The organism is Exiguobacterium sp. Helios, assembly GCF_014524545.1.
Classification (GTDB): Bacteria; Bacillota; Bacilli; order Exiguobacteriales; family Exiguobacteriaceae; genus Exiguobacterium_A.
On record NZ_CP053557.1, the window covers coordinates 58,636 to 82,187 of the forward strand.

The window sequence follows — 23,552 nt, forward strand, 5'->3', positions numbered from 1 at the left end:
ACCCCATCTTTAATTGATTTATCTTACATTTCTTCAGGAGCGCCGACACCAAGCAGGCGTAATCCTTCCGTCAATACAATCGTAACCGATTTTACGAGCGCGAGGCGAGATTGTTTTTCCGCATCGTCTTCGAGGACACGAACCTGTCCGTAATATTTGTTGAAACTTTGAGCTAAATCGAGGACATAACGGCTGATGATCGATGGTTCGCGACGTGTAAACGCCCGGTCAATCACTGCCGAGAACTGGTTCAGCATCGACACGACACCCCATGAATAGTCATCTGCGCTACCCGCAAAAGCTGATCCATCGTATTCGCCTTTACGTAACAATGAATTTGCCCGTGCATTTGTATATTGGACGTATGGACCGGTTTCCCCTTCAAATTTCAACATTTGTTCGAGATCAAATTCAATGTTGTTCATGCGCTCATTTTTTAAATCGTGGAAAATGACAGCACCGACACCGACTTCGCGTGCCGTCTGTTCGGCATTGGCAAGGTTCGGATTTTTCTCGGCGATATTTTGTTTCGCGACATTGATTGCATCTTGAAGCACTTCTTCAAGAAGGACAATCCGTCCTTTACGCGTCGACATCTTTTTCCCGTCTTTCATAATCAGACCAAACGGGACATGGTGCATACCGTCGACATTTTCAAAGCCAAGTTTCTTCAGAACAGCAAACAGCTGTTTAAAGTGGAGGGCCTGTTCACCACCGACAACGTAAAAGGCCTGCTCGAAAACGTATGTCTCAAGACGATAGACGGCAGCAGCCAAATCACGTGTTGCATACAATGTCGCCCCGTCTTTTTTCTTAATCAAGGCAGGAGGCATTCCTTCTGCTTCGAGGTCGACGACCATTGCGCCTTCCGACTCGACGAGCAACTCTTTTTCTTCCAATAAGTCGATGACATGCTGCATCTTATCATTATAGAAGGCTTCGCCGTTCAAACTGTCGAAGCTGACACCAAGCATTTCATAGACACGGTTGAACTCGACGAGCGAAACTTCACGGAACCACGTCCAAAGTGCTGTTGCTTGTTCGTCACCCTGTTCAAGTTTCTTGAACCAAGCACGACCTTCATCTTCAAGAGCCGGATTTTCTTCCGCTTCTTCGTGGAAACGCACGTACAGTTTGAGCAATTCTTTGATCGGTTCAGCCCGGACGTCTTCTTCCTTGCCCCACATATTGTAGGCGACCATCAATTTCCCGAACTGTGTTCCCCAGTCTCCGAGGTGATTGATGCCGACGACATCATATCCTTTTTTTCGTGAAATCTGGTTCAGCGCATTTCCGATGACTGTCGAACGTAAATGTCCCATCGAGAACGGCTTCGCGATGTTCGGTGATGAAAAGTCAGTCACAATTGTTTTGCCGTTCGCTTCGCTTGATCCGTAAGCTTGTTGTTCTTCTAAAACACGTTTAATGATTTCACGCGAAACAACTTCCCGGTTTAAGAAGACGTTCACGTACGGTCCAGCTGCCTGCACGTTCGAGAACAGTGAATTATCGATTTTCTCAGCCAGTTCCGTTGCAATCATCATCGGTGCTTTACGGAATGCTTTTGCGAGTTGGAAACATGGGAATGCCAGATCGCCGTGATCCTCATGTTTTGGTTGTTCAATCAACTGTTCGATCTCTTCTTGTGATAATGCATCACCAATCACATCATGTAATACTTGGGCATATTGTTGCTTGTAACTCATTTTGTTTCCTCCAAACAGTTTATTTTTTCCAATAAAAAACGCCCTTTGCGCAACACGCAAAGAGACGGAATGACCGCGGTACCACTCTTCTTGGTGTCGACGGTACGACACCCACTTTAACGGGGATAACGGGGTTCCCCCGGCTAGGCCTGATCACATGGATTCGGATAGCATCTCGGAAGTGCGTTTCACGATGGTCTAATCTGTTCAGGCTTTCACCGTTCCCTGATTCGCTGGTCGATTAAATCATATCGCTACTTTCTTCGTCATCGATTGTTTGATATCTTTCACATTATACGCAATTCACTGCATTCTCTCAACCTTATTTTTTTGTAAATCCCTTATCATAATTTCCACAAAACGGGTATAAGTAGGGAAGGACTGTTAAAGGAGGGAGACGCATCATGGTCTACTATCAAAAAGTCGCACGAAACAGTTGGCTTGTCTTGTGTCTCGTTGCTAGTCTGCTTACCTTCATTTTACTTACACATCCCACACTCATCGACTTTCCGCTCTCATTTGGCAATGCCACTTATCTTCTAGCACTCATCATCTTGTTCCAGTTCGATAATGTTCGTCGTGGAGGCATTTACTATACGTTTCAGGAAGGGATCATTTTATTCATCTTTCTTAATTACGGATTATGGCCATCCATTCTTCTCAGCCAAATCGGCATCTTCGTCTTTCAGTTTTTTTCTCATAAAAAAGAAATTCGCCGTCAACGTTTTTTATATTTATATCCGATCAATGCTCTGTTTGATTTAGTTTATCTTTCCTCTCCGTCACTCGTCTATTTAGTACTCGGCGGACCGATTGGAACTGACTTTACTTACTCGAGAGCACTCCTTCCGCTTCTCGGATATTTAACGACCGTCATGATCGTTTCCTACCTCCAATGCCGGTTCGTCAACCGCATCTTATATTTGAAATATGATTGGGTGCGCCTTGTCCGTCTGCAGACACTTGTCTACGGTATCAGTATCTTAAGTGCTCTGCTCGGAATCTGGTTTTATGATGAGAACCCGCTCATCGCCGCTTCCGTCTCGACGCTGATCTTATTTTTATTCAAACGATTGCTCCAACAGCATGGGGAAACAATCGAAGCGAATGAAAAAGCCAAACGGTTTGATGACGCCAAAGAACATCTGCTGATTTCCCAGTTCGAACAAGAAACGATTGACTCCTTATTACGCGACTTGCCGTATCTGATTGATTTTTCGGAAGGTTGGATATCAATTCAGCAACAGCGTAAGCAAACCATTTACAATATCCGGACGAAAACAATCATCGATGTCCTGCCTTTATTCCATTCCCTGAAGGCTGAGCAGCTGCAAACACCAATCATCCATGGTCTTCGGTGCGATTGGGGGACGGACATTAAAATTGACTTACCCGTTGACCGTCATTCGATGATTGCGATTCCATCCATCACAAACGAAGATGTCGATGTATCGATCATCCTATTTCATCAAACCGCGGATGCCTATGATGCGACAAGTGCGGACGAGATTTCGCGTTTGTTACGTATTTTTTGTCGGGTGTTGCACCGTTCACGGGAAACATACCAACTGTACGCCGAGAGCCGGACTGATGCTTTGACGGAGCTCGCCAACAGTCGTGCCTTTTACGAGGAAGGGGCACAGCAATTTGCCTCTGACCGTTATCCCTTGTCGATCATCTTATTTGATATCGATCACTTCAAACATGTTAACGATACGTATGGACATAAGGTCGGTGACCTTGTTCTGCGTGAACTCGGTCGCAGGATCCGGGCCGTGCAACAGAAAAAGCAGAACGTCTTCGCGGCTCGATACGGCGGAGAAGAATTTGTCCTGTTACTTCATCAAGCTCCACAGAACGAAGCCATCGATTTCGCCGAAGAAATCCGGCATGCCGTCCTCGACCGGCCGTTCGTCGTCGATAGACATCGCTTATCCATCACCATCAGTCTTGGCGTCGATACCGTCGAATTTCCATCGGAACGATCGTTCGAAGAATCGCTCCGGCAAGCGGATCATGCTCTCTATGTCGGTGGCAAACATAACGGTCGGAATTGTACTGCCCATTACGCTAACCTTTGAAAGGTCGTGACTATCTTGTCAATTACTGAAATTGAACGAACGATTTCGACTCTAGCCTCGCCTCGAACAATCCGGATTTATCGTCCGACCGAACTCCCGGTCGACGAAGCGCTCCCGGTCATTTATATGCATGACGGTCAAAATGTCTTCAGTGGTGAGACCGCTTCGTTCGGAAAAGGCTGGGAAGTCCATCATGCACTCCATACTGTTCAGTTGCATGCGATGATCGTCGCCATCGACAGTCCGGATGATGGAATGGACCGCTACGATGAGTATGCCCCTTGGACGGACGAAGCCCTTTTAATGCGCACGGCCTATCCGTCTCATCGCAAGACGATTGGCGGCAACGGAAAGCAATACATGCACTGGATCGTTCATGAACTAAAACCGTATATTGACTCGCAGTATGCGACGATTCCGACGGATACGACGATGATCGGCAGTTCGATGGGGGGTGTCATTTCATTGTATGGCTTGTTCGCTTATCCGGAAATCTTCACACGTGTCGCTGCTTTATCAACAGCCGGTTGGGCGAATTTTTCTTCTTTACTGGAATTCATTGAGCGCAGTCCACGTTTATCCGAGCACCAGCGTTGTTATATGGATGTTGGTACGAAAGAAACGAGCGGACCGATGACGGAAAATGACTATCTTCATACAAACGAGGTTCTTGCGAAAGCCGTTCAAAAAAAAGTCCAACAAGCGACTTACGAAATCATTCCCGGTGCGATCCATCACGAGACCGAATGGGCAAAACGGATGCCGGATATTCTCCGTTTCTTATTTTCATCCTAAAAAAGCAGGCGACGAAATCCCGGATTCGGATTTTGTCAGCCTGCTTTTATTCATCCATGATTACTTTACCAATTCTTCCATTTGTTCTTTTACATAACGGTTGCGCGGGTGTTCCCGGCATTCGTCTGAACAAGAACGCATCACTTTCGGTTCACATTCTTCACAGCAGAAGTGTTGACGATTACATTCCGGATTTGCACAATTCACGTAACGTGTTTCGTCTTTTCCACAGTAATAACAAGTCGAGACGACCGTTGGATTGACTTCGTTAACAGGTACTTGAATGCGTTCATCGAACACATACAATTCCCCTTCCCAGTCTTCTCCACGCGTTGCTTCATCTTTCCCGTACATGACGACGCCGCCTTTTAAATGGAAGATATCATCGCTGTTTTGACGTTTACGGAAATACGCCGTGAATTTTTCACAACGGACACCGCCCGTACAATACGTCAGAACTTTTTTTCCTTCAAACAAGTGTTCATTTTCATCGAGCCATTGCGGAAATTCACGTGAGGCATCGACATCGACCTTGACGGCATTTTTAAAATGACCGAGATCGTATTCGTAGTTGTTCCGGACATCCAGAATGACGACATCTTCATTTTGCATCATGTTTTTCCACTCGGCCGGTTCAAGATACGCGGCATTTTCTTCCGGCACGTTGAACTCATCTTCAAAACGCCATGTGACCAGTTCGTTTTTATAACGAACGAAGATTTTTTTGAAGGCATGTTCGTCGACCTCATCAATTTTGAACTCGATGTCACTAAACCGTGGATCGGCAAGCAGGTCCTGCATGTATTGATCGGTTTGTTCGACTGTTCCAGACAGTGTGCCATTGATTCCTTCTGGTGCAATCAGGATTCTTCCTTTGATGCCAAGCTCTTTGCAATAGGCAAGATGCTCTTTTGTTAATTGTTCCGCATTGTCGATCGGAACATACTTATAAAATAATAGTACGCGATAAGGTTTCATAATCCTCATTGGCCCCCATGTCAGTTTTTTGCAGTAAAACGAACGTTGGCGAACGAAGCGTCATAGCTATTAGCTAGCTGGGAACGCCTGCAAAACGCACCCATTTAAGTATAATACCAACTTCATTTGAATTGTACAATTGCCAGTTCAGCGGACAGCACGATAAAGTTTTTCCTTTCTGACGGGGAAAGAGTTAAAATAGAAACTAGCAGTTTATTTTGTAAGGAGGATTCCGAATGCTCCAAACCGTCCGTCAGTGGATTGAACAAATGATTACGTTTCTCCAGGATCTTCCGGGTGGTGCATCGACCGGATTGATTGCTCCTTTTCTGGAATCACTTTTTCCGTTCCTCCCGCTTGTTCTTATCATTTCCGCCAATGCAGCGACTTATGGCTTTTGGATGGGTGTACTCGTCTCTTGGGTCGGTAGTATGCTCGGTTCCCTTGTCGTCTTTGCCTGTATCCGTTATTTATTTCGCCGCCCTGTCACGAGGTGGCTTGAACAACATAAAGCCGCCCAGCAGTGGATTGAACGGGTTCGCCATATGAGTCCGATTTCGCTTGGTTTTTTCTTTTCACTTCCTTTCATGCCGGCCTTTATCATTACAGCGATTTCTGCAATGATTCAACTGTCACTTCGGACGTATTTGATTGCCGCTGGAGCGGGTCGACTGATCGTCGTCATCATCTTCTCGTTAATCGGTAAAGAATGGTCAACATTTTTGGAACGACCGATCCGTCTTGTTTTTCTGTTTCTGATTTTACTCGCCATCTGGGGAGTCAGTCGTGGCGTCGAAGAAATCATCAAACGGCGCGCCCTAGCACGACGTTCGAAGTCACTACGTGATCTTGAACAGGAAATCGGGGACAATAACAAATGATATAACCAACTGTCGGCACATCCTCCATCAGGGTGTGTCTTTTAATTATGCGGATTTCAACGTTTTTTATTCATTTCCCTTTATTTTTCCAGGCAGGACTTTTGAATCATTTTTTCATATTAATATGTTTTTAAAATAACGTTCACATTTTGTCCAACATTGAAAACGCTTACAATAAAATGGTAAGACCAATATTAATATAATACCTCGAATTCCCCCTTCTAAATTAGGATAGATTTTCCAAAGGAACTGTCTCTATAATGAATTTAAATTCATTTTCAAAGGAGGCGTCTCATGCACCAGGTATCTGAAACAGCGAAGACGCAAACGACACGCTCTGCCCAGACAATCGTCGAAAGTGCATCGTTTAAACAATTGATGCGCGAAAAAAATGCATTCATCTTACCGGCCATTGTATTTTGTCTCATTTTTTATTTTACGCTTCCCATCATGACCAGCTACTTTACCTTCTTGAATCGGCCATTGCTTGGTGATATCACAGGGGCTTGGTTATTTGCTTTCCTGCAGTTCATCATGACGTGGACGTTTTGTACGCTTTATAACAAAAAAGCACGTTCGTTTGATCGATTGGTCGAACAGATCAAGGAGGAATCACGATGAACTATACCGCTGTCGCCCTATTCGCTGCGATTGTCGGGTTAACACTCGTCATTACATATTTCGCTGCCCGTAAAACAAAGACGGCGAATGATTTTTATACTGCGGACGGTGGCTTGACCGGTGCTCAAAACGGTATCGCCATTGCCGGTGACTATATGTCTGCGGCTTCCTTCCTCGGAATTGCCGGAATGATCGCCCTGGCCGGATTCGACGGATTTTTTTATTCGATCGGTTTTCTCGTTGCCTATCTTGTTGTTCTCTATCTCGTTGCCGAACCGTTGCGCAACTTAGGAAAATACACGATGGCTGATATGATTGCTGCCCGTTTTAATGCCTCGAAAGTTCGGGGTGTCGCAGCGATGAACTCGATTGTTATTTCCATTTTCTACATGATTGCGCAATTGGTCGGAGCCGGTGCTTTGATTGAGTTGTTACTCGGAATTCCATATACGACAAGTGTCATCATCGTCGGTATTCTGATGACTGTGTACGTTGTGTTTGGCGGGATGACGGCCACCTCATGGGTGCAAATCATCAAAGCGATTTTGCTGATGGCCGGTACAGCCGTCATTTCCTTCATGGTATTTGCCAAATTCGACTTCTCGATCATGAAGATGTTCTCGGAAGTGAAACAAGCCACACCGCTCGGTGACTCCTTCTTGAATCCCGGTAATAAGTTTAAGTTACCGCTCGATACGATTTCCTTAAACTTGGCACTTGTTCTCGGAACAGCCGGCTTGCCGCATATCTTAATCCGCTTCTTTACGGTTAAAGATGCACCGACTGCCCGGAAATCCGTTGTTTATGCGACCTGGATCATCGGTGCGTTTTATATCTTAACGATTTTCCTCGGCTTTGGAGCCGCTGCCTTCGTTGGAGCAGATGACATCATCGCTGCGAATGCAGCCGGTAATATGGCGGCACCTCTCCTTGCGCAGGCGCTTGGTGGAGACTTACTGTTCGCCTTCGTTGCGGCTGTTGCTTTTGCGACCATCCTTGCCGTTGTGGCCGGACTGGTTTTATCGGCTGCTTCCGCCTTTGCCCATGATTTTTACAGTCATATTCTGCGTAAAGGACAAGCAACGGAAAAAGAACAAATGACGGCTGCGCGCCTCGCTTCCATTGCCGTCGCACTCGTTTCGATGGTACTGGCGTTATTTGCACAATCAATGAACGTCGCTTTCCTTGTTTCACTGGCCTTTGCAGTGGCAGCCAGTGCCAATTTGCCCGTCATTTTGCTGACGATTTTCTGGCGCCGTTTCAATACTGGCGGAGCTGTCACAGGTATGGTCGTCGGTCTTTTCTCTTCACTGCTTCTCGTCGCGCTCAGTCCTAATATCTGGGCAGTTGACGGTTCAGCCTTATTCGTCGGGGAAGCATTATTCCCACTGTCGAATCCGGGAATTGTTTCGATTCCACTTGGTTTTCTAGGTGCGATTATCGGAACACTTGTTACGAAATCGGACGAAGTGGCCGGTAACTTCGAACGTATTCTTGTCAAAGCCAATACCGGTATTGATGCAGCAACTGAAGTTGCTGCATCAAAAGAATAATCCCCTTAACGGCTCCTTCAACCCCCTTGAAGGAGCCGTTCCCTTTTACATTTTACGAACGGATTGCCATACTAACCGTATGAAAGAACGTGAAAGGAATGTCTTACATGGAATTTTATTATTTTTTACCACTCGGCTTTTTTATTGGTATCATCTCTGGTTTCTTTGGAATCGGCGGCGGCATCATCTTAACACCGCTTTTACTGATTCTCGGCTTCTCCCCAAGCGTCGCTATCGCGACGAGTTTAATGTTGACGCTCGGTTCAACCGTATCCGGTACCCTATCACACCTCCGCCTGAAAAATGTGGTCTGGCGTGACAGCCTGGTCGTCGGTTTAGTCGGTATCATCGGTTCTACCATCGCGACTCCGATCGTTCTCCGATTAGAGGCAGTGAACGGTGCCCATCTCGTCATCTCGGTTGTGTATATCGGTTTATTATTATACTTTGCCAATAAGTTTTTACGTCCAAAGTCCTCGTCAGGTGCACAAACCGGTTGGAAAAACCGGTATCTGGCACTTGGTTTCATTGGGCTGTTCGCAGGATTCATCTCGTCCTTGCTTGGTGTCAGCGGTGGTTTCATCATTACACCACTACTCGTCGGTATCGCCGGATATGAATTGAAACGGGCAGTCGGAACGAGTATTGCTTCGGCCCTACTGATCGTCTTGTCCGGCCTCGTCAACTATACGGTCGCAAGTACAGATGTCGATCTCCTCGTCGGGGTCATGCTAATCATCGGAGCATTACTTGGTGCTCCAATCGGCGCGAAACAGTTGGCTCATTTCGACAGTCCTTTCGTCAAAAAATATCTCGGTATTTTTTATCTGACAGTTGCAACAAGCGTCCTTCTTGAAGTCCTTCATTTCAATACGGCTTCACTGATTGTCTTGATTGCCCTCAGTCTTGTTTTCTTACTGACACTCGTCGTCTACAGTCGTAAACGCTCTGTCCGACGCTGATTCTCCCTATAATTTCGCCTCCCGACCGTTCCCCGGCAGATCCGGATAACGGTCGGGAGGTCTTTTTTGTGCCTGGTTTTCATATTCATCCGTTCTTTATATTTTGTTAAAACTTACAACTTATCGGAAAACTCTTTGTTCTTATGCACAACCAAAGATATACTTACTTCAACAGTATTTTATATAGAGAAAGAAGGTCTGATTTTTATGTTGGAAGCGACGTATCATTCCCTTGAGGACTTAGCGGAAGCGATTGGTGTCGCACTGAGTGCTCCAATTACCATCGAGGATCGTAATCACCGATTGCTTGCTTATAGTACACACACTGCCGATACGGACCCGGCCCGGATTGCAACGATTATCGGGCGACGCGTCCCTGAATCGGTCATTGATCAACTGTGGAAAGACGAAGTCATTCAGAATCTTGCGGCACAAAATGAACCGTTGATCATTTCAGCCCGTACAGGTGTCGGTTTGAATGACCGTGTCGCGATTGCGATCAAGCAAGATACAGAAATTTTAGGGTACATTTGGTCAATCGCCCGCAGCATCCCCTTTTCAGAAACCGAGTTATCCGACTTAAAAAAAGGAGCTTTGCTGGCTCAACGGCAGTTACTCGCCATCGATATGCAAAAGAAACGCCAAGAAGAAAAATCCGAACAATTCTTTTTTGAATTACTTCACGAAGACATGTCCGAGTCGGAAATTTTAAAGACCTTCTCTAAACTACACATTGCTCCACCCGGAATCAGTCGCCTGATGGTGATCCGGTTTTCAGAAGCCATCACACCGCGACTTGCTGATCGGTTACGTTATTTGCTGACTATCCAACAAACCGTCCGACCGCTTTTGTACGCGTACGATGAAACCGATTTTATTTTGTGGATCAGCACAAATGATAAAGATGCCCACCACGAACGATTACAATTTGATGCCTTCATTCAATCTTTCCGACAAATGCTTGCCGAACGATTTAATTACACGAAATTCATCTCTGCCAGCAGCGAAGTATTTACCGGCGTTCAGTCGATTCCGGAACGTTACGAAGAAACGGGGATCGTTCTCCGGTTAAAAGATGCATTTCCGTTTGAGTTAAATACCGTCACACGATATGAGCGTCTTGGTTTATTCCAGCTGTTACCGATTTTTTCCGAACGTCTGCGCAGAAGGACCGTTCGTTTAGAAGAGATTGAGCGATTACGCGCCTATGACGGGAAACATGCCGCTTCGTTATGTGAGACGTTGGAGTGGTTCCTTCATTATGACGGAAACGTCAAACAGGTCGCTTCCCACCTGCATGTCCACCCGAATACGATTTTGTATCGGATGCGAAGAATCGAGGAAGAAGCCGGTATCCGGATGGAGTCGCTTCCGGAACGTGCCCTTCTTTACCTGTATTTAAAAGCAGACCGTTATCCTTTGTGATTTTTCACAAAGGATTGCTTGTATTTTTGAAATCGCCGATAAAGTAGAACGCTTTCATTTCTCGTATACTGAAGGAGAAGTGACACACTGTTTGTTTATTCGCGAAAGGGGATCGCATTTATGATCATCGGAGTATTAAAGGAAATTAAAAACAATGAAAATCGTGTCGCGTTAACGCCTGCTGGGGTAGCGGCTTTAACGGGTCAAGGACATACGGTCATCGTCGAAACAACTGCTGGTATGGGGAGCGGCTTTACAAACGAAGAATACACGCAAGCAGGGGCACAAATCATCGAGACAGCGGCTGAAGTTTGGGCTACTGCCGAGCTGGCATTGAAAGTTAAGGAACCGGTTGCTTCGGAATATCAATACTTCCGTCCGGAACTCACATTGTTCACATACCTTCATCTGGCTGCAGAACCTGAGTTGACACGTGCACTCGTCGATTCAAAAATTACAGCAATCGCATACGAAACGGTCGAAAAAAACCGGACGTTACCACTCTTAACACCGATGAGCGAAGTGGCCGGTCGGATGGCGTCACAAATCGGTGCTCAGTTTCTTGAAAAACCGCACGGTGGTATGGGCATCCTGCTTGCAGGTGTTCCTGGTGTCCGTCGCGGTAAAGTAACGGTCATCGGCGGTGGAGTCGTTGGAACAAACGCAGCAAAACTTGCCGTTGGTCTCGGTGCAGATGTCACCATCATCGATGTCAGTCCGGAACGTCTCCGTCAACTCGATGACATTTTCGGTAATTCAATCAACACGCTGATTTCAAATCCGTATACGATTGCAGAAGCTGTCGCTGAAAGCGATCTTGTTGTCGGTGCCGTCTTGATTCCTGGAGCAAAGGCGCCGAAACTCGTCACAGCTGAAATGGTCGAACGCATGAAACCGGGTTCTGTCATCGTTGACGTTGCGATTGACCAAGGCGGAATCTTCGAAACAGTTGACCGGATTTCGACACACGATGATCCGACGTATGAAAAGTTCGGTGTTGTTCACTACGCTGTCGCTAACATGCCGGGTGCGGTTCCACGCACATCAACACTCGCTTTGACGAATGCAACGCTTCCTTATGTATTGGAACTCGCAAACAAAGGAACACACCGTGCACTCGCCGAAAACGTCTCGCTTGAAAAAGGTCTGAATGTCGCGCAAGGATTTGTCACGTACGAAGCTGTCGCCCGCGATCTCGGATATACGTACAAATCGGTTGAAGACGTTCTTCACTTACACGCTTAAGTCCATTCTATATGACCGGAAACAGTCCGTTGCTCCGTGCAACGGACTGTTTCTTGTCTTCCATTTCCCTTATGATGAACACATAACACGATATAAGGTGGTTTTAACATGGTACATACGCTACACGCACAATCAAACGAGATCACGATTCCATTTGCGGAAGTCGATTTGTTACATCATTTAACAGTTGAATTCGAACCAACGCTGTTTCAGCAAAAAATTGAGCGACTTCGGCAGCTAGCACCGAACCATCCCCTCCCAGGAATTGCAGAAGCCTATGCGTTGTTTCATGAGCAAAATTTTTCAGCTGCCCGTCGGCAACTGGAGCAGACACGTGCTAAAACCGGCGATCATGTCCGGGCTCACTTGCTGCTCGGCTTGATGAGTGAAGTCGAACAATTTCAACACGAAGCGGAACAGCATTTTTTGGCCGCTTTGTCGCTTTTTCCGGATGAACCGAGTGTCCACCGGCATTTGGCCGTCCATTATTATGACCGGGAATTTTATGGTGAGGCCGCTTCCCATGCTCTTCAGTACTTAAAAAAGATTGGTCCTGGCGGAGAAGGTACCTTGATGACCATCGATATGATGCAAGCCATGCCGGGTCATGACGACTATGTGCTCGAATCCTTGTATGCGATGCTGCTCGAGATTCCGGATCACCGTCACGATATGATGTTCCATGCAATCGCTGCCAACAATGCGGAAATGCGTTATGACCTGTTCTGTAAGACACTGGACGGCGAACCGGATGAAGACACCGTCTTCCAGCTCGATTCCATGCTTTCCTTGATGATTGAACACAGCATGTGGGCAGCCGTTTATGATCAATCAGAGGAACGGATGTATCAGACTGTTTTCAAGACCATCTGCCGCGATTTGACGTATCGCCATGCTGGAATCCGGTCCATTCCGCTCTACCTGTCGATCCGGAGCCGTTATTTCGTCCGTCGTCTGTTGCACCGTCCGTAATTTACAAGGCAAAGGCGACAAGAGCTCCGATCGTCAGCGGAATCAACAGGTTATCGGTATCCCGGTAAGAGACCGCTTCAATCAAGGCCGCAATGTTGGCCAGTAAAAAACCGTAACTGACGGCAAGCCAAGCCGGTTCTTCATACAATAGGAAGGTCACTGTCAACACGAGAAACGAGGCGAGAAACATCGCGATGCTACCTTCGAACGAACGACGGATTTTTCCGCGGGTGTAGAATGTTTTCCCAAAGCGCTTTCCGACGAGGGCGGCTAATCCGTCTCCCCAGGCAAGGACCATACTTCCTGCGACAAGCGCCATCGGTTCCTGTTCGAAAAAGAACAGAACCAGCAGGGCCAAGGCCATCGGGTAATACACTGTTCCATACGAAACCCGTTCCACCTGATTCATCCGCCCGGTCCCTCGTTTCAATGTAATCCAATTGATCAGTGTGAAAAAAAGCAGCGGTGTGATGGCGACATACCAATGCTCCATCCAAGCGAGGGCTAAAAACACCCAGTGCCCGACCGCGATATGAATCCACTTCCGTATCGTCTCGGGTTGCATCTGCAATTTTTTTCCCGTCCATTCGAGAAGGGCTAAGACGATTCCAACGATGACGATTGTTCCGACTGCAGCAATCCACTCCATACGAATCCCCCTTTTTTGATAGTTTCATTGTACTTCGTTCAATTGGCGTTTGCTCTTTCGAACCTTCATTTGTTAACATAAGGTCAAATGACGTTCTAGAGAGGAAGTATTCTGCATGTATGATGCTCAAGCAGTACAAACGTTATCCAGTTGCCTGCTTCGTTTGAAAGAAGGCAAAGGAATCGGGACACTTGTGTCAGAAGATGAAGCCGATCTGCCGAAAGTAATGACCCGTCTCAAACAGTTCGATCCTTCCAAAAACGGTTTATCCATTAATGAAATCGTTCACCTTGCCAATGCATTGATCGGGGAACATATGTCGGCAACGACGATTCAAAATTGGACGAAGCGCGAAGTCCGTGACATCATCGGCGTTCCGCACCGGGGTAAGAAGTATTCCATTAACCAGGCTGCCATCATTTACTTACTGGATGATTTAAAGCATTTGTTTTCACTGGAGGAAACACGTGAATTATTGACGATTGTCTTCAAAAATCCAAACATTGATGAAGATGATTTAATCAGTCCGCTTGACTTCTATCTTGTGTATACACAACATGCGGAAACAAGCGGTCCGATCGAGTTGACGGAAAAACGCTTGAGACGGTCCTTAGAGCGCATCAACGCCTACCGCCCTGAAACTGTCCACGTTCTCCAACTGTGCCTCTATGCGCGCCGTATATCGCATCTGACGCACGAAGCGAAGCAACGTCTTCAACATGTCTTACAAACTTAATAAAAAAAGATGTCCGGTCATCATCGATGGCCGGACATCTTTTTTATTTTAGACTGCTGTAAGTGACTTGTAGTTGACGTTATTCGTCAGGCTCTTTAGAACCGAGAGTAATTCGTACATCGAAAGCTTATCCGCATCTTTGACGAGACGGTATTCATCGCCGTCTTGCAGCAATTCTGCGACGACTTCTCCCGCTGAACTCCGTACTGAGAATTTTCCTTTTGTCAGGTCGAAGGAAATGGTGTACGTACCTCGTTCGTAAACGTTGTACTCACATTTCTTCGAGAAGAGTGAAAATTTCTCACGCATTTGACCTACTTCTTGACCATCGTGGTTCATCACGACCCATTTCTTGCATGTCGGGATGAACTTACCAAACGCTACCCCTCTACCTTCACCATTCATTACTTGGACACGACCGGTTTCGTCGTGTTGAACTGCACCAATCATTTGGTGCGATTCATCATAAATCGCGGCATGACCTTGCGAAAAAACGCAACCCTGCACATAGACAACTTTGCGCAACAGAAATTCTCCTCTCACTGCTAAAAAGTGCTGGTATTTCGTCCCCAGTATATTTAGACATTCCGTATAATTTTGATTTTCTTTATCTGACTGATATTTCGTTAACGAAAATGATTATTGCACCGTTTGAACAAATTGACAACCCCCTTTTGTCGACAATCATTCGACAACATTAGCGAAAGCCAATTTCATGAGCAAATTCCAGTAATTCGTTCCGATCAATCAACCGAACCCGATTCGGTTCTGCCAGACGATAAGCGGCTTCCGTGTAGGTCGAGTTCGTCACGACCCATCCTTCATCCATGCCGTAAAACGGGACGGCAGCTGCCACTTGTTGAACGGCTTCGAGTCCTACGACTGAACCATACCGTTTCGCTTGAATCGCAATCCTATACCCTTGTGCGTCTTCAATCAATAAATCTGCTCCGAAATCACGTGAGGCCGGTGTCAACTCGACACGATACCCGGCTCTTTCAAAAAGCTCGACCAACCATTCCTCAAACTCTCGTCCTTCCATCCGGTCCAGTCGATTTGCTAATGATGGAGTCAGGAAGGAAAGGATCAAAAAGAGTGTACACCCTACTATACTGACAATCAAGATTAAAGGTTCCCAAGAACTCGAAAAAAAATAAGCAGCGGCTCCTCCGCTCACTGCGAATAAGAAGGCAATCATTCTTCGTTTTGTTTGTTTTTGCATCGTGCTGTTTCCACCCTTCTGATTCTATGTGATACCCTCTTTAATCATGATTGTTCTCTGAATTCATCATACTAAATTCAAGCTTCTCTTGCGCAGGTGATAGGAACGACGTCATCAGACGGAGAATATATAGAGAATACGTCACCCTGCTGACTTTTTTACACACATCCGTTTATCGTTCATTCCTTTTAAGGAGGTAGCTCATGGCAGAACATTCATCTCCTTCTTTCAGCAGAGTCATTCATGCAACGTTGCGTGCTCTCGAAGAGCCTGTTGTACTAGTGGATCGATTCGGTATCATCGACTTTGCGAATCCTGCATTTCATCAACAGTTCCGGCTGTCATCAGCTGATACATCGCTTTCTTCATTCTTTTTATTAGAAGACACACTTTTTCCGATTTCAACTCGGGTTCAGATCGTTTCTCTTCCTTACACGTTGACGATTTCCCCAGTCGAACAAACGGATTTCTTTTTAGTGACAATCCAGTCTCTTGATCTCCATCAATTATTGGATTCCACCATCGATGCCGCTGTTCTCGTGACGGATCCAAATTTCCGTATCACAGCCATTAACGAAACAGCCGGGACGATGTTCGGTGTCGATCCGGCCGCACTGCCTCAGGAGATGACACCAATCTCGATCCACGATCCGGAAGAATTCCAGCTCCGGAAACAACATCTGGAACAGTTGAATCTAAAAAACCTGTCCGATGAAGATATCCTTCTATTGCACGGACGGGGTACAGAAAACGACTGGACGTATCATCGAACAGACGGTTCCCGGTTTTATGGCCGCTTATACATGACAAGTCTCAAAAATGGCGGTTTCTTCTTATTCATTACAGACATCAGTTCTCAAAAACAAGTCGAGCTGCATCTCGCAAAAAGTGAACGGCGATTCCGTCTGATTGCCGAATCGGTTCTTGAAGCCGTCATCTTTCATAATGATGGCGTCATTCTCGATGCTAACCGGGCAGCGGAAATCATTTTCCGGACCCGACTCGAACTGATAAAAGGACAACAGATTCTTGATTTTGTCCAACCTGAGTTTCAGGAATCCGTCATTCGCCGAATCACGAATCATTATGAAGAACCTTATGAAGTCATCGGACGGCGGGCAGACGGCACTTCTGTCGAAATTGAAGTGTTTCCCCGCGAAATCACATATGAAAAAAACCGGATGCGCGTCGCTGTCGTGCGCGACATCACCGAACAAAAGAAAATCGAAAAGATGTTGGAGCGTGAAAAAAATGCCATCATGCGTCAACGTGATATTACGCAATCGATTCTTCAAGCTTCCAATGAAGGCTTTTTACTGACCGGGGAAGATGGCAGTTTCACCTACATGAACGTTAAAGCACGTAAACTGCTGGATGTTCCTGGTATCGCACCAAGTAAAATCCAGGAGCGGATCAGTATGATTCCGAATCTCGATTTAGCAACACGTTACGCCATGTTGCAGCAAGTCGAGGAATTACTGGCAGGGAAACATTCCGAAATCTCCTTCCGCTTCACGCTGCAGCAACCCGATGAATCCAGTCATCACTACTTTGAATTTTATGCGACCTCGATCAAAAAAGAACGCAGTCGTTTTTCTCGTCACGGCTTTTTATTCGTATTCCGTGACCGGACGGAAGAACAAAAAATGAATCACGTCAAAGATGAATTGATCAGCACCGTCTCCCATGAATTGCGGACGCCGCTCTCATCCATCCTTGGTTTCATGGAACTGTTGCGTTACCGGCAACCTACACCTGAAAAAACGACCCGGTATGTTGAAATCGTTCATGAGGAAGCAAAACGGCTAACCAATCTTCTTAATGATTTTTTAGATATCCAGCGAATGGAAGGTGGCAAACAAGACTATGTCTTCAAACCATTTTCGTTACGCCAATTGTTAGCAGAAACGATTGAAACCTGTGGTGAAACAGCAGAGACACATACGATTCATGCCACGATGGATGATGATCCGATTGTCATTTTTGCTGATGAAGACAAAGTTAAACAGGTCATCATCAATCTGTTATCCAATGCAATCAAATATTCACCTGCCGCTGATCATATTGATGTTCGCTTGGAAAAAGCAGCAGATCAAGCCATCTTGAGCGTGACCGATTACGGGCTTGGTATTCCATCTACCGCTTTTGATAAACTGTTTACAAAATTTTATCGTGTTGACAATTCCGCTGTCCGAAAAATCGGTGGAACCGGTTTAGGGCTCGCCATCTGTAAGGAAATCATAGAATCCCATGGAGGCGCTATCTCCGTCGAATCAGAATTAAATCAAGGATCAACGTTCACGATTGTATTAGAAATTGATCCACGAAAGGATTTTGAAAAAAAATGAACCGAACCTATCTGATGACAGGATTTCCGGGCTTTTTGGCAACGAAGCTGATCGAACGTTTGGCTCTTGTTCCTGAGCAAATTGACTGCTTTTATCTGTTGCATCTTAAACATGAACACGCGAGTGCCGTTTCGCAAAAAGAACAGCTTTTGCGGACGACTCCGCTCAAGGAAGAACAGTTAATTTTGATTGAAGGCGACATTACAAAAGAAGGGCTGGGTTTGCCTGGGTCAATCCGGCAGGAGGTGGCCGGTCGCGTCACCCATCTCTTCCACCTCGCTGCTCTGTATGACTTAGCGACTTCTTACGATGCTGCTTTTCGGATTAACGTCACGGGCACTTCTCATGTGACACGTCTTGCCCATACCTTCGTTCACTTGGAGCGTTATGTTTACTTCAGTACCGCATACGTTTCCGGTCTTCGAACCGGAACGATCTCTGAAAATGAGTTATTGCATCAGGCAGACTTTAAAAATGCCTATGAAGAAACGAAATACATGGCAGAAGTACGGTTCCGCGAAGAAGTTGGAGCGTTACCCTATACGATCATCCGTCCCGGAATCGTGGTCGGACATTCCAAGACTGGTGAAACACCTAAGTGGGATGGTGTCTATTTCGTTCTAAATGCGCTACGGTTTTTGAGCCCTTTTGCCCCGTTGCCTTATGCCGGACGAGCGAACGCACTCATCAACCTCGTTCCGTATGATTATGTCGTCAATGCGACGACATATCTCAGTCATGCACCGGCCGGCATCCGGACGACCTATCACTTGACCGATCCGTTCCCGCATGGTGCCCGCGCCATTTACGAGATGTTACATGTCGTCTATTACGGGTCCTATCCACGCGGGGTCGTCCCGTTTCGTCTCGTCACATCACTGCTGACACCACGCGTCGCTAAACGCTTACAGATGCAGCGACAGACGCTTGATTACTTCGTGCATCCGGCCCGGTATGATATGAGTAACACATTGCGTGATTTGGACGGGACCGGTATCATCTGCCCGGATTTAGCGGAACTGATTCCCCGCCTTGTCGCCTATTACAAAACAAAACATCCACAGACGGGAGAACTAATATGAATGTTTTAATAACGGGCGTGAACGGAACGGTCGCTCCTGTCCTCGCGGACGTCTTCCGTTCCCATCACTACGAGATCACCGCATGGGATCGGTCTGTCGTCTCAACGACTGATCCTGCCGTCATGGAAGCGTTCATCGATCGTGTCCAACCCGATTTGTTGCTCCATATCGGGATGGGTTCATCCGAATTTGCCGAAACGCTTGCGCGTCTGTCGTTTGAACGAAACATTCCGTTTCTTTTTACAAGTACGGCTTCCGTCTATTCCGACAATCAAAAAGGACCTCATGATCCTGCGGTCGTGCCGGCAGCAACGGATGAATACGGTGTATACAAACGAACGTGCGAACGTCTGATCCAAGCGGTCAATCCCGATGCGTACATCGTCCGGATCGGTTGGCAGATCGGGCAAGCAGCCGGCTCCAATAATATGATTGATTATTTGGAACGCCACGCTATTGCAGGTCCGATTCCCGCCAGCACAGAGTGGTATCCTTCCTGTGCTTTTTTAGAGGATACGGCACAGACGCTTTACACGATTATCACGACGTATACACCCGGTCTTTATCTGGCAAACGGGAATTCAAGTCATTCATTTTTTGACATCGTGACAGCTTTGAACATCCTGCATGGGTCGAAGTGGCAGATTACCGAAGATAACCGTATGACGCGCGATGATCGGATGACCGATTCACGGGTTGTTATCCGACCGATTTCAAAGCGTCTCTCCTTTTTCCAATAAAAAAAGTGTCGTCCACCCTATCAAACATGGGCCAGACGACACTTTTTCAGGTTGTTCCCGGAACATCAACCAATCAACATATTTTCTTTCGGATAACGAATCAAACGATCGTGTTGAGCGGCAAACGTAAACAGAATCGTCAACGATCCGACCCGGCCGAGCAACATCATAAACATAATCAAGGCTTTCCCGAAGTCGTTTAATTCCGCTGTGACATTCAATGACAGCCCGACTGTCCCGAATGCGGACACCGTCTCGAAGAACAAGCCGACAAAAGAAATGTTCGGTTGTGACAAAGCAAGCAACGTCGTGATCAAAGCAATGAACAGGAGACTAAACACGGCAATCGCATAAGCTTTTTGAATAGCCTGCGGCCGAACCGTCCGTCGCATCAAGACGGTCTCACGTTGTCCGCGCAGATAAGTCCAGACGTTTTTCAAGATGACAGCTGCCGTCGTGACCTTGATTCCGGATCCCGTCGAAGCAGAACCTGCCCCGATATACATCAAGACCATCATCAATCCGATCGATAACGGAACCATCGTCGTTAAATCAATCGTCTGAAAGCCTGCAGTCCGCGTCGTGACGACTTGGAAGAAGACAATGTGTAACGCTTCAAAAAAGGATTTGTCATGAAGCGATCCGAGGTTCGACACCCATTCATAAATCATCATCGCAAGGACCCCAAGTCCATTGATGACAACAAGCGACAACACCATCAGTTTCGAATGTAAGGAAATCTTCTTAAAACTCCGTTTCGCAGAGATATCCGCAATAACGGTAAAACCGAGTCCGCCAATCATCAATAACGCGGCAATCGTCAGGATAAAAGTCGTATCCTGTTGAAACCCGACCAGGTTATCGCCCCATAATGCAAAGCCTGCATTGTTGAAGGCCGATACGGCATGGAACAGTCCATAATACAGTGATTTGCCGAACGTATACTTATATTGGATGAATAAGTCGAGGGCAATCAACAGCATTCCGATCAATTCAACGACGACGGTCGTCAAGATGATGTTCCGGGTAAGACGGATTGTTCCGCCTGGACTGTCGAGATTAAACATCTCTTGAATGATGATCCGTTGTCGGATACCGATCTTTCGTCCTGTCACGCTTAACAAGACAAGCGCAATTGTCATGAACCCGAGTCCCCCGACCTGAATCAGCAACATCATGATGATTTGTCCTAACAGATTGAAGGACTCGGCAATATTGATCGTCGAAAGACCTGTCACTGTTCCGGCCGAAGTCGCAACGAACAAACAGTCGATGAACGATACATCCTGACCTGCCTGTTGGGACATAGGTAACCACAGTAAAAAACCACCCAGTAAGATGGTCAAGGTAAAACCGGTCGCAATGAATCGGGCCGGTTTATCGAATAACTGATGATAAATCAGTTCTCCGAACCGTCCGAACTTCGCAAGACGTGAACGTCTTTTATGTGAAAACATATTCGTACTCCTCCTAAGATGAAATGACCCAAGTGCATCTATCATACTCCCTCAAAAACATTTGTTCTATTTAAATCTGCAATCTGCTAAACGTTTTCGTTTTTTTTTGGTAAAATAGATAAAAGTCGACGTTTAATCATAAAAGGAGGTTGAGGGAAACAGTGGACCCTAGGACGGCTGACCATTCGATTGAAGATGTCTCGCGAAGGCTTGAACGCCAATCGCAATGGATGCCCGCACAGCTATATTATCAATTCGAGGAGTTACTATCGCTACATGTGGATCAATCAATTCTAAACGAATTGTATATTGCATTAAAAAAATACGATGTATTAACCGATATAGAACGTGACGAACGAAACGAAAGCATTCAGTTGCTTATCGATGAAAACGGCGCGTGATTCTCGGTTTTTGGATTTCCGAGCAGAAGACGCCTCTTCTGCTCTTTTTGTTTTTCGTTCACGATCAGACAACATGGGGAAAGGTGGCACAAATGAAATGGATATCGTGTCGATTATTGGTATTATACTAGGGCTCATCACCTTAGTCGGAGGAATGATTCTCAAAGGGGCTCCACCCGTTGCATTACTGAACCCGGCAGCACTAGTCATCATTTTTGTCGGTACAGCGGCAGCAATCATGATTTCATTTCCAAAGGAACGTCTTAAAATCATCCCTGCTTTGTTTAAAGTCATCTTCTTTGAACAGCAATTGATGACAAAACAAACGTTGCTCCAACAATTTTTAACCCTTTCGACACAGGCTCGAAAGGAAGGTTTATTGTCACTTGAAACGGCAATCGAAGAAGTCGATAATGCGTTCATGCGCCGCGGCGTCATGATGGTCATTGACGGTCAACCGTCAGAATATGTTGAAGACGTCATGACGCGTGACCTTGAAAACATGACTGAACGGCACCATGCGAATGCCAACATCTTCACACAAGCCGGTACATATGCACCGACCCTTGGTGTTCTCGGGGCCGTCGTCGGTCTCGTTGCGGCCTTATCTGATCTCTCAGACATCGAAAAATTAGGTCACGCGATTTCCGGTGCCTTTATCGCGACGCTGTTCGGGATCTTTACAGGATACGTCTTGTGGTTCCCGTTTGCGACCAAGTTAAAGCAAAAGTCAGCTACTGAAATCCAACTCTATGAAATGATGATTGAAGGAATCTTATCGATTCAGAACGGAGAATCTCCTAAAAACCTGGAGGATAAGTTACTTGTCTATCTGACACCGAAGGAGCGTGCGACGTATGAAACGGAAAAAGAAGCCGCATGATGAACACATCTCTGAAGGCTGGCTGATTCCTTACGCCGATCTCCTGACATTATTACTCGCTTTATTCATCGTACTGTTCGCTTCGAGTAACGTCGATGCCGTCAAACTGAAAGCCATGTCCCAATCGTTCAGTTCCGTCTTCAACGGCGGATCCGGCATGATTACGAACAGTTCCCTATCGACCTCACAAGAAGAAGAGGATTCAAAAAAAACGGATGCCCGAACAAAAGCACAAAGCTACGAAATCGCTGAGCTCGAAAAGATCAAAGAAGAAGCCAATGATTACATTAAACAACAGAAGCTTGAGAAAGATATCAAAGTCGAGGTCACGAATGAAGGACTTGTCTTCACGATCCGTGACCGGGCCCTCTTTTCTCCTGCCCAAGCAGATGTAAAAGGTGATGCAATTCAAATCGCTCAAGGTATGAGTACCCTGCTTGTCAAAGCAGGACAACGTCAAATCCAGGTTTCGGGTCATACTGATAACATTCCGATCAATACCGTTCAGTATCCGTCGAACTGGGAACTCAGTGCAGAACGGGCGATCAGTTTCATGCGTGCTCTTCAGCGGAATCCGAAACTTGCACCTAAACGATTTACGGTCAGCGGCTACGGAGAGTATCAACCGATTGCTTCGAATGATACGGAAAACGCTCGCAGTCAAAACCGGCGTGTCGAAGTCCTGATCCGTCCACTGATTGATATCAAAGCACAAAACGTCTTGGATGAAACGAAGGTAAAACCGTAACATCCTTTGCTGTATGACGATTCGGCAATCAAAACAGGTCCACTCCGAGAACAATCGGAATGGACCT

22 protein-coding genes and 1 other annotated feature are annotated in these 23,552 nt (G+C 46.3%); of the genes, 16 read left to right on the forward strand and 6 right to left on the reverse strand.

Annotated elements, in window-relative coordinates:
* Nucleotides 1-23: 23 nt before the first annotated feature.
* A complete protein-coding gene (gene argS / locus HNY42_RS00350) occupies nucleotides 24-1,706 on the reverse strand; it encodes an arginine--tRNA ligase (RefSeq protein WP_188004875.1) in 1,683 nt (560 codons plus the stop codon).
* Between the two features lie 57 nt (nucleotides 1,707-1,763).
* Nucleotides 1,764-1,985, reverse strand: a binding site (T-box leader).
* Nucleotides 1,986-2,110: 125 nt separating this feature from the next.
* Between argS and HNY42_RS00355 the strand changes: the two genes are divergently transcribed.
* Both HNY42_RS00355 and HNY42_RS00360 read left to right on the forward strand, forming a co-directional pair.
* Complete coding sequence (locus HNY42_RS00355; protein ID WP_188004876.1) at nucleotides 2,111-3,787, forward strand: GGDEF domain-containing protein; 1,677 nt, start codon at nucleotides 2,111-2,113, stop codon at nucleotides 3,785-3,787.
* A gap of 6 nt (nucleotides 3,788-3,793) precedes the next feature.
* Entirely contained in the window at nucleotides 3,794-4,582 is a 789-nt protein-coding gene (locus HNY42_RS00360; protein WP_255508395.1) for an alpha/beta hydrolase, read from the forward strand.
* A gap of 60 nt (nucleotides 4,583-4,642) precedes the next feature.
* On the opposite strand, the gene HNY42_RS00365 is transcribed toward HNY42_RS00360, so the two are convergent.
* Nucleotides 4,643-5,560 carry an oxygen-dependent tRNA uridine(34) hydroxylase TrhO gene (locus tag HNY42_RS00365; protein WP_188004878.1) on the reverse strand — a complete coding sequence of 306 codons (918 nt, stop codon included), beginning with the start codon at nucleotides 5,558-5,560 and terminating at the stop codon, nucleotides 4,643-4,645.
* Nucleotides 5,561-5,796: 236 nt separating this feature from the next.
* Here HNY42_RS00365 and HNY42_RS00370 point away from each other — a divergent pair, with 236 nt between their 5' ends.
* The 7 genes from HNY42_RS00370 (at nucleotide 5,797) to HNY42_RS00400 (ending at nucleotide 13,219) form a co-directional block, all read left to right on the forward strand.
* Nucleotides 5,797-6,441, forward strand: a complete 645-nt coding sequence (locus HNY42_RS00370; RefSeq protein ID WP_114596634.1) for a TVP38/TMEM64 family protein — start codon at nucleotides 5,797-5,799, stop codon at nucleotides 6,439-6,441.
* 294 nt (nucleotides 6,442-6,735) lie between these two features.
* Nucleotides 6,736-7,062 (forward strand): DUF485 domain-containing protein, encoded by a 327-nt coding sequence (locus HNY42_RS00375; RefSeq protein WP_188004879.1) that lies wholly within the window; start codon nucleotides 6,736-6,738, stop codon nucleotides 7,060-7,062.
* A complete protein-coding gene (locus HNY42_RS00380; RefSeq protein ID WP_188004880.1) occupies nucleotides 7,059-8,615 on the forward strand; it encodes a solute symporter family protein in 1,557 nt (518 codons plus the stop codon). The genes HNY42_RS00375 and HNY42_RS00380 overlap by 4 nt, the downstream gene beginning before the upstream one ends.
* Nucleotides 8,616-8,722: 107 nt before the next feature.
* A complete protein-coding gene (locus HNY42_RS00385; protein ID WP_188004881.1) occupies nucleotides 8,723-9,577 on the forward strand; it encodes a sulfite exporter TauE/SafE family protein in 855 nt (284 codons plus the stop codon).
* Between the two features lie 207 nt (nucleotides 9,578-9,784).
* The gene (locus HNY42_RS00390) at nucleotides 9,785-11,002 is read left to right on the forward strand and encodes a PucR family transcriptional regulator (protein WP_131973493.1); all 1,218 of its coding nucleotides are present in this window, start codon (nucleotides 9,785-9,787) and stop codon (nucleotides 11,000-11,002) included.
* A gap of 120 nt (nucleotides 11,003-11,122) precedes the next feature.
* The gene (gene ald / locus HNY42_RS00395) at nucleotides 11,123-12,247 is read left to right on the forward strand and encodes an alanine dehydrogenase (protein WP_131973494.1); all 1,125 of its coding nucleotides are present in this window, start codon (nucleotides 11,123-11,125) and stop codon (nucleotides 12,245-12,247) included.
* A 108-nt stretch (nucleotides 12,248-12,355) separates the two neighbouring features.
* On the forward strand, nucleotides 12,356-13,219 hold the full coding sequence (locus HNY42_RS00400) for a tetratricopeptide repeat protein (protein WP_188004882.1): 864 nt from the start codon (nucleotides 12,356-12,358) through the stop codon (nucleotides 13,217-13,219).
* Between the two features lies 1 nt (nucleotide 13,220).
* Here HNY42_RS00400 and HNY42_RS00405 read toward each other — a convergent pair whose 3' ends face one another.
* Nucleotides 13,221-13,868: a diacylglycerol/polyprenol kinase family protein gene (locus HNY42_RS00405; protein WP_131503489.1), complete on the reverse strand. Its 648-nt coding sequence runs from the start codon at nucleotides 13,866-13,868 to the stop codon at nucleotides 13,221-13,223.
* Between the two features lie 115 nt (nucleotides 13,869-13,983).
* Between HNY42_RS00405 and HNY42_RS00410 the strand changes: the two genes are divergently transcribed.
* Nucleotides 13,984-14,604 carry a DUF1836 domain-containing protein gene (locus HNY42_RS00410; RefSeq protein WP_012371734.1) on the forward strand — a complete coding sequence of 207 codons (621 nt, stop codon included), beginning with the start codon at nucleotides 13,984-13,986 and terminating at the stop codon, nucleotides 14,602-14,604.
* A 48-nt stretch (nucleotides 14,605-14,652) separates the two neighbouring features.
* Here the strand turns inward: HNY42_RS00410 and HNY42_RS00415 are convergent, their stop codons facing one another.
* Nucleotides 14,653-15,129, reverse strand: a complete 477-nt coding sequence (locus HNY42_RS00415) for an LURP-one-related family protein (protein WP_026827182.1) — start codon at nucleotides 15,127-15,129, stop codon at nucleotides 14,653-14,655.
* Between the two features lie 172 nt (nucleotides 15,130-15,301).
* Complete coding sequence (locus HNY42_RS00420) at nucleotides 15,302-15,826, reverse strand: restriction endonuclease (protein WP_131503490.1); 525 nt, start codon at nucleotides 15,824-15,826, stop codon at nucleotides 15,302-15,304.
* A 203-nt stretch (nucleotides 15,827-16,029) separates the two neighbouring features.
* On the opposite strand from HNY42_RS00420, the gene HNY42_RS00425 reads away from it, so the two are divergent.
* Genes HNY42_RS00425 through HNY42_RS00435 form a run of 3 tightly spaced genes read left to right on the forward strand, consistent with a single transcriptional unit; the run spans nucleotide 16,030 to nucleotide 19,996 of the window.
* Nucleotides 16,030-18,174, forward strand: coding sequence for a PAS domain-containing sensor histidine kinase (locus tag HNY42_RS00425; RefSeq protein WP_131503491.1), 2,145 nt, complete (start codon nucleotides 16,030-16,032; stop codon nucleotides 18,172-18,174).
* A complete protein-coding gene (locus HNY42_RS00430; RefSeq protein ID WP_131973498.1) occupies nucleotides 18,171-19,256 on the forward strand; it encodes an SDR family oxidoreductase in 1,086 nt (361 codons plus the stop codon). The genes HNY42_RS00425 and HNY42_RS00430 overlap by 4 nt, the downstream gene beginning before the upstream one ends.
* Nucleotides 19,253-19,996: a sugar nucleotide-binding protein gene (locus tag HNY42_RS00435; RefSeq protein WP_131973499.1), complete on the forward strand. Its 744-nt coding sequence runs from the start codon at nucleotides 19,253-19,255 to the stop codon at nucleotides 19,994-19,996. Before HNY42_RS00430 ends, HNY42_RS00435 begins: the two co-directional genes overlap by 4 nt.
* 65 nt (nucleotides 19,997-20,061) lie before the next feature.
* Here the strand turns inward: HNY42_RS00435 and HNY42_RS00440 are convergent, their stop codons facing one another.
* Entirely contained in the window at nucleotides 20,062-21,453 is a 1,392-nt protein-coding gene (locus tag HNY42_RS00440) for a TrkH family potassium uptake protein (protein ID WP_188004883.1), read from the reverse strand.
* Between the two features lie 161 nt (nucleotides 21,454-21,614).
* Here HNY42_RS00440 and HNY42_RS00445 point away from each other — a divergent pair, with 161 nt between their 5' ends.
* The 3 genes from HNY42_RS00445 to HNY42_RS00455 all read left to right on the forward strand — a co-directional run bounded on the left by HNY42_RS00445 (nucleotide 21,615) and on the right by HNY42_RS00455 (nucleotide 23,485).
* Nucleotides 21,615-21,854 (forward strand): hypothetical protein, encoded by a 240-nt coding sequence (locus HNY42_RS00445; RefSeq protein WP_012371741.1) that lies wholly within the window; start codon nucleotides 21,615-21,617, stop codon nucleotides 21,852-21,854.
* Between the two features lie 97 nt (nucleotides 21,855-21,951).
* Nucleotides 21,952-22,737, forward strand: a complete 786-nt coding sequence (motA, locus tag HNY42_RS00450) for a flagellar motor stator protein MotA (protein ID WP_131973501.1) — start codon at nucleotides 21,952-21,954, stop codon at nucleotides 22,735-22,737.
* A complete protein-coding gene (locus HNY42_RS00455) occupies nucleotides 22,712-23,485 on the forward strand; it encodes a flagellar motor protein MotB (protein ID WP_188004884.1) in 774 nt (257 codons plus the stop codon). Before motA ends, HNY42_RS00455 begins: the two co-directional genes overlap by 26 nt.
* The last annotated feature ends 67 nt before the right edge of the window (nucleotides 23,486-23,552 follow it).

Excerpts from the sequence above, each read along its gene's own strand:
- ald (WP_131973494.1), top strand. The coding sequence starts at position 11,123 with ATGATCATCGGAGTATTAAAGGAAATTAAAAACAATGAAAATCGTGTC.
- HNY42_RS00440 (WP_188004883.1), bottom strand. The coding sequence starts at position 21,453 with ATGTTTTCACATAAAAGACGTTCACGTCTTGCGAAGTTCGGACGGTTC.
- HNY42_RS00405 (WP_131503489.1), bottom strand. The coding sequence starts at position 13,868 with ATGGAGTGGATTGCTGCAGTCGGAACAATCGTCATCGTTGGAATCGTC.
- HNY42_RS00365 (WP_188004878.1), bottom strand. The coding sequence starts at position 5,560 with ATGAAACCTTATCGCGTACTATTATTTTATAAGTATGTTCCGATCGAC.
- HNY42_RS00380 (WP_188004880.1), top strand. The coding sequence starts at position 7,059 with ATGAACTATACCGCTGTCGCCCTATTCGCTGCGATTGTCGGGTTAACA.
- HNY42_RS00385 (WP_188004881.1), top strand. The coding sequence starts at position 8,723 with ATGGAATTTTATTATTTTTTACCACTCGGCTTTTTTATTGGTATCATC.
- HNY42_RS00355 (WP_188004876.1), top strand. The coding sequence starts at position 2,111 with ATGGTCTACTATCAAAAAGTCGCACGAAACAGTTGGCTTGTCTTGTGT.
- HNY42_RS00400 (WP_188004882.1), top strand. The coding sequence starts at position 12,356 with ATGGTACATACGCTACACGCACAATCAAACGAGATCACGATTCCATTT.
- HNY42_RS00390 (WP_131973493.1), top strand. The coding sequence starts at position 9,785 with ATGTTGGAAGCGACGTATCATTCCCTTGAGGACTTAGCGGAAGCGATT.
- HNY42_RS00370 (WP_114596634.1), top strand. The coding sequence starts at position 5,797 with ATGCTCCAAACCGTCCGTCAGTGGATTGAACAAATGATTACGTTTCTC.
- HNY42_RS00420 (WP_131503490.1), bottom strand. The coding sequence starts at position 15,826 with ATGCAAAAACAAACAAAACGAAGAATGATTGCCTTCTTATTCGCAGTG.
- HNY42_RS00410 (WP_012371734.1), top strand. The coding sequence starts at position 13,984 with ATGTATGATGCTCAAGCAGTACAAACGTTATCCAGTTGCCTGCTTCGT.
- HNY42_RS00430 (WP_131973498.1), top strand. The coding sequence starts at position 18,171 with ATGAACCGAACCTATCTGATGACAGGATTTCCGGGCTTTTTGGCAACG.
- HNY42_RS00435 (WP_131973499.1), top strand. The coding sequence starts at position 19,253 with ATGAATGTTTTAATAACGGGCGTGAACGGAACGGTCGCTCCTGTCCTC.
- HNY42_RS00375 (WP_188004879.1), top strand. The coding sequence starts at position 6,736 with ATGCACCAGGTATCTGAAACAGCGAAGACGCAAACGACACGCTCTGCC.
- motA (WP_131973501.1), top strand. The coding sequence starts at position 21,952 with ATGGATATCGTGTCGATTATTGGTATTATACTAGGGCTCATCACCTTA.
- HNY42_RS00425 (WP_131503491.1), top strand. The coding sequence starts at position 16,030 with ATGGCAGAACATTCATCTCCTTCTTTCAGCAGAGTCATTCATGCAACG.
- HNY42_RS00455 (WP_188004884.1), top strand. The coding sequence starts at position 22,712 with ATGAAACGGAAAAAGAAGCCGCATGATGAACACATCTCTGAAGGCTGG.
- argS (WP_188004875.1), bottom strand. The coding sequence starts at position 1,706 with ATGAGTTACAAGCAACAATATGCCCAAGTATTACATGATGTGATTGGT.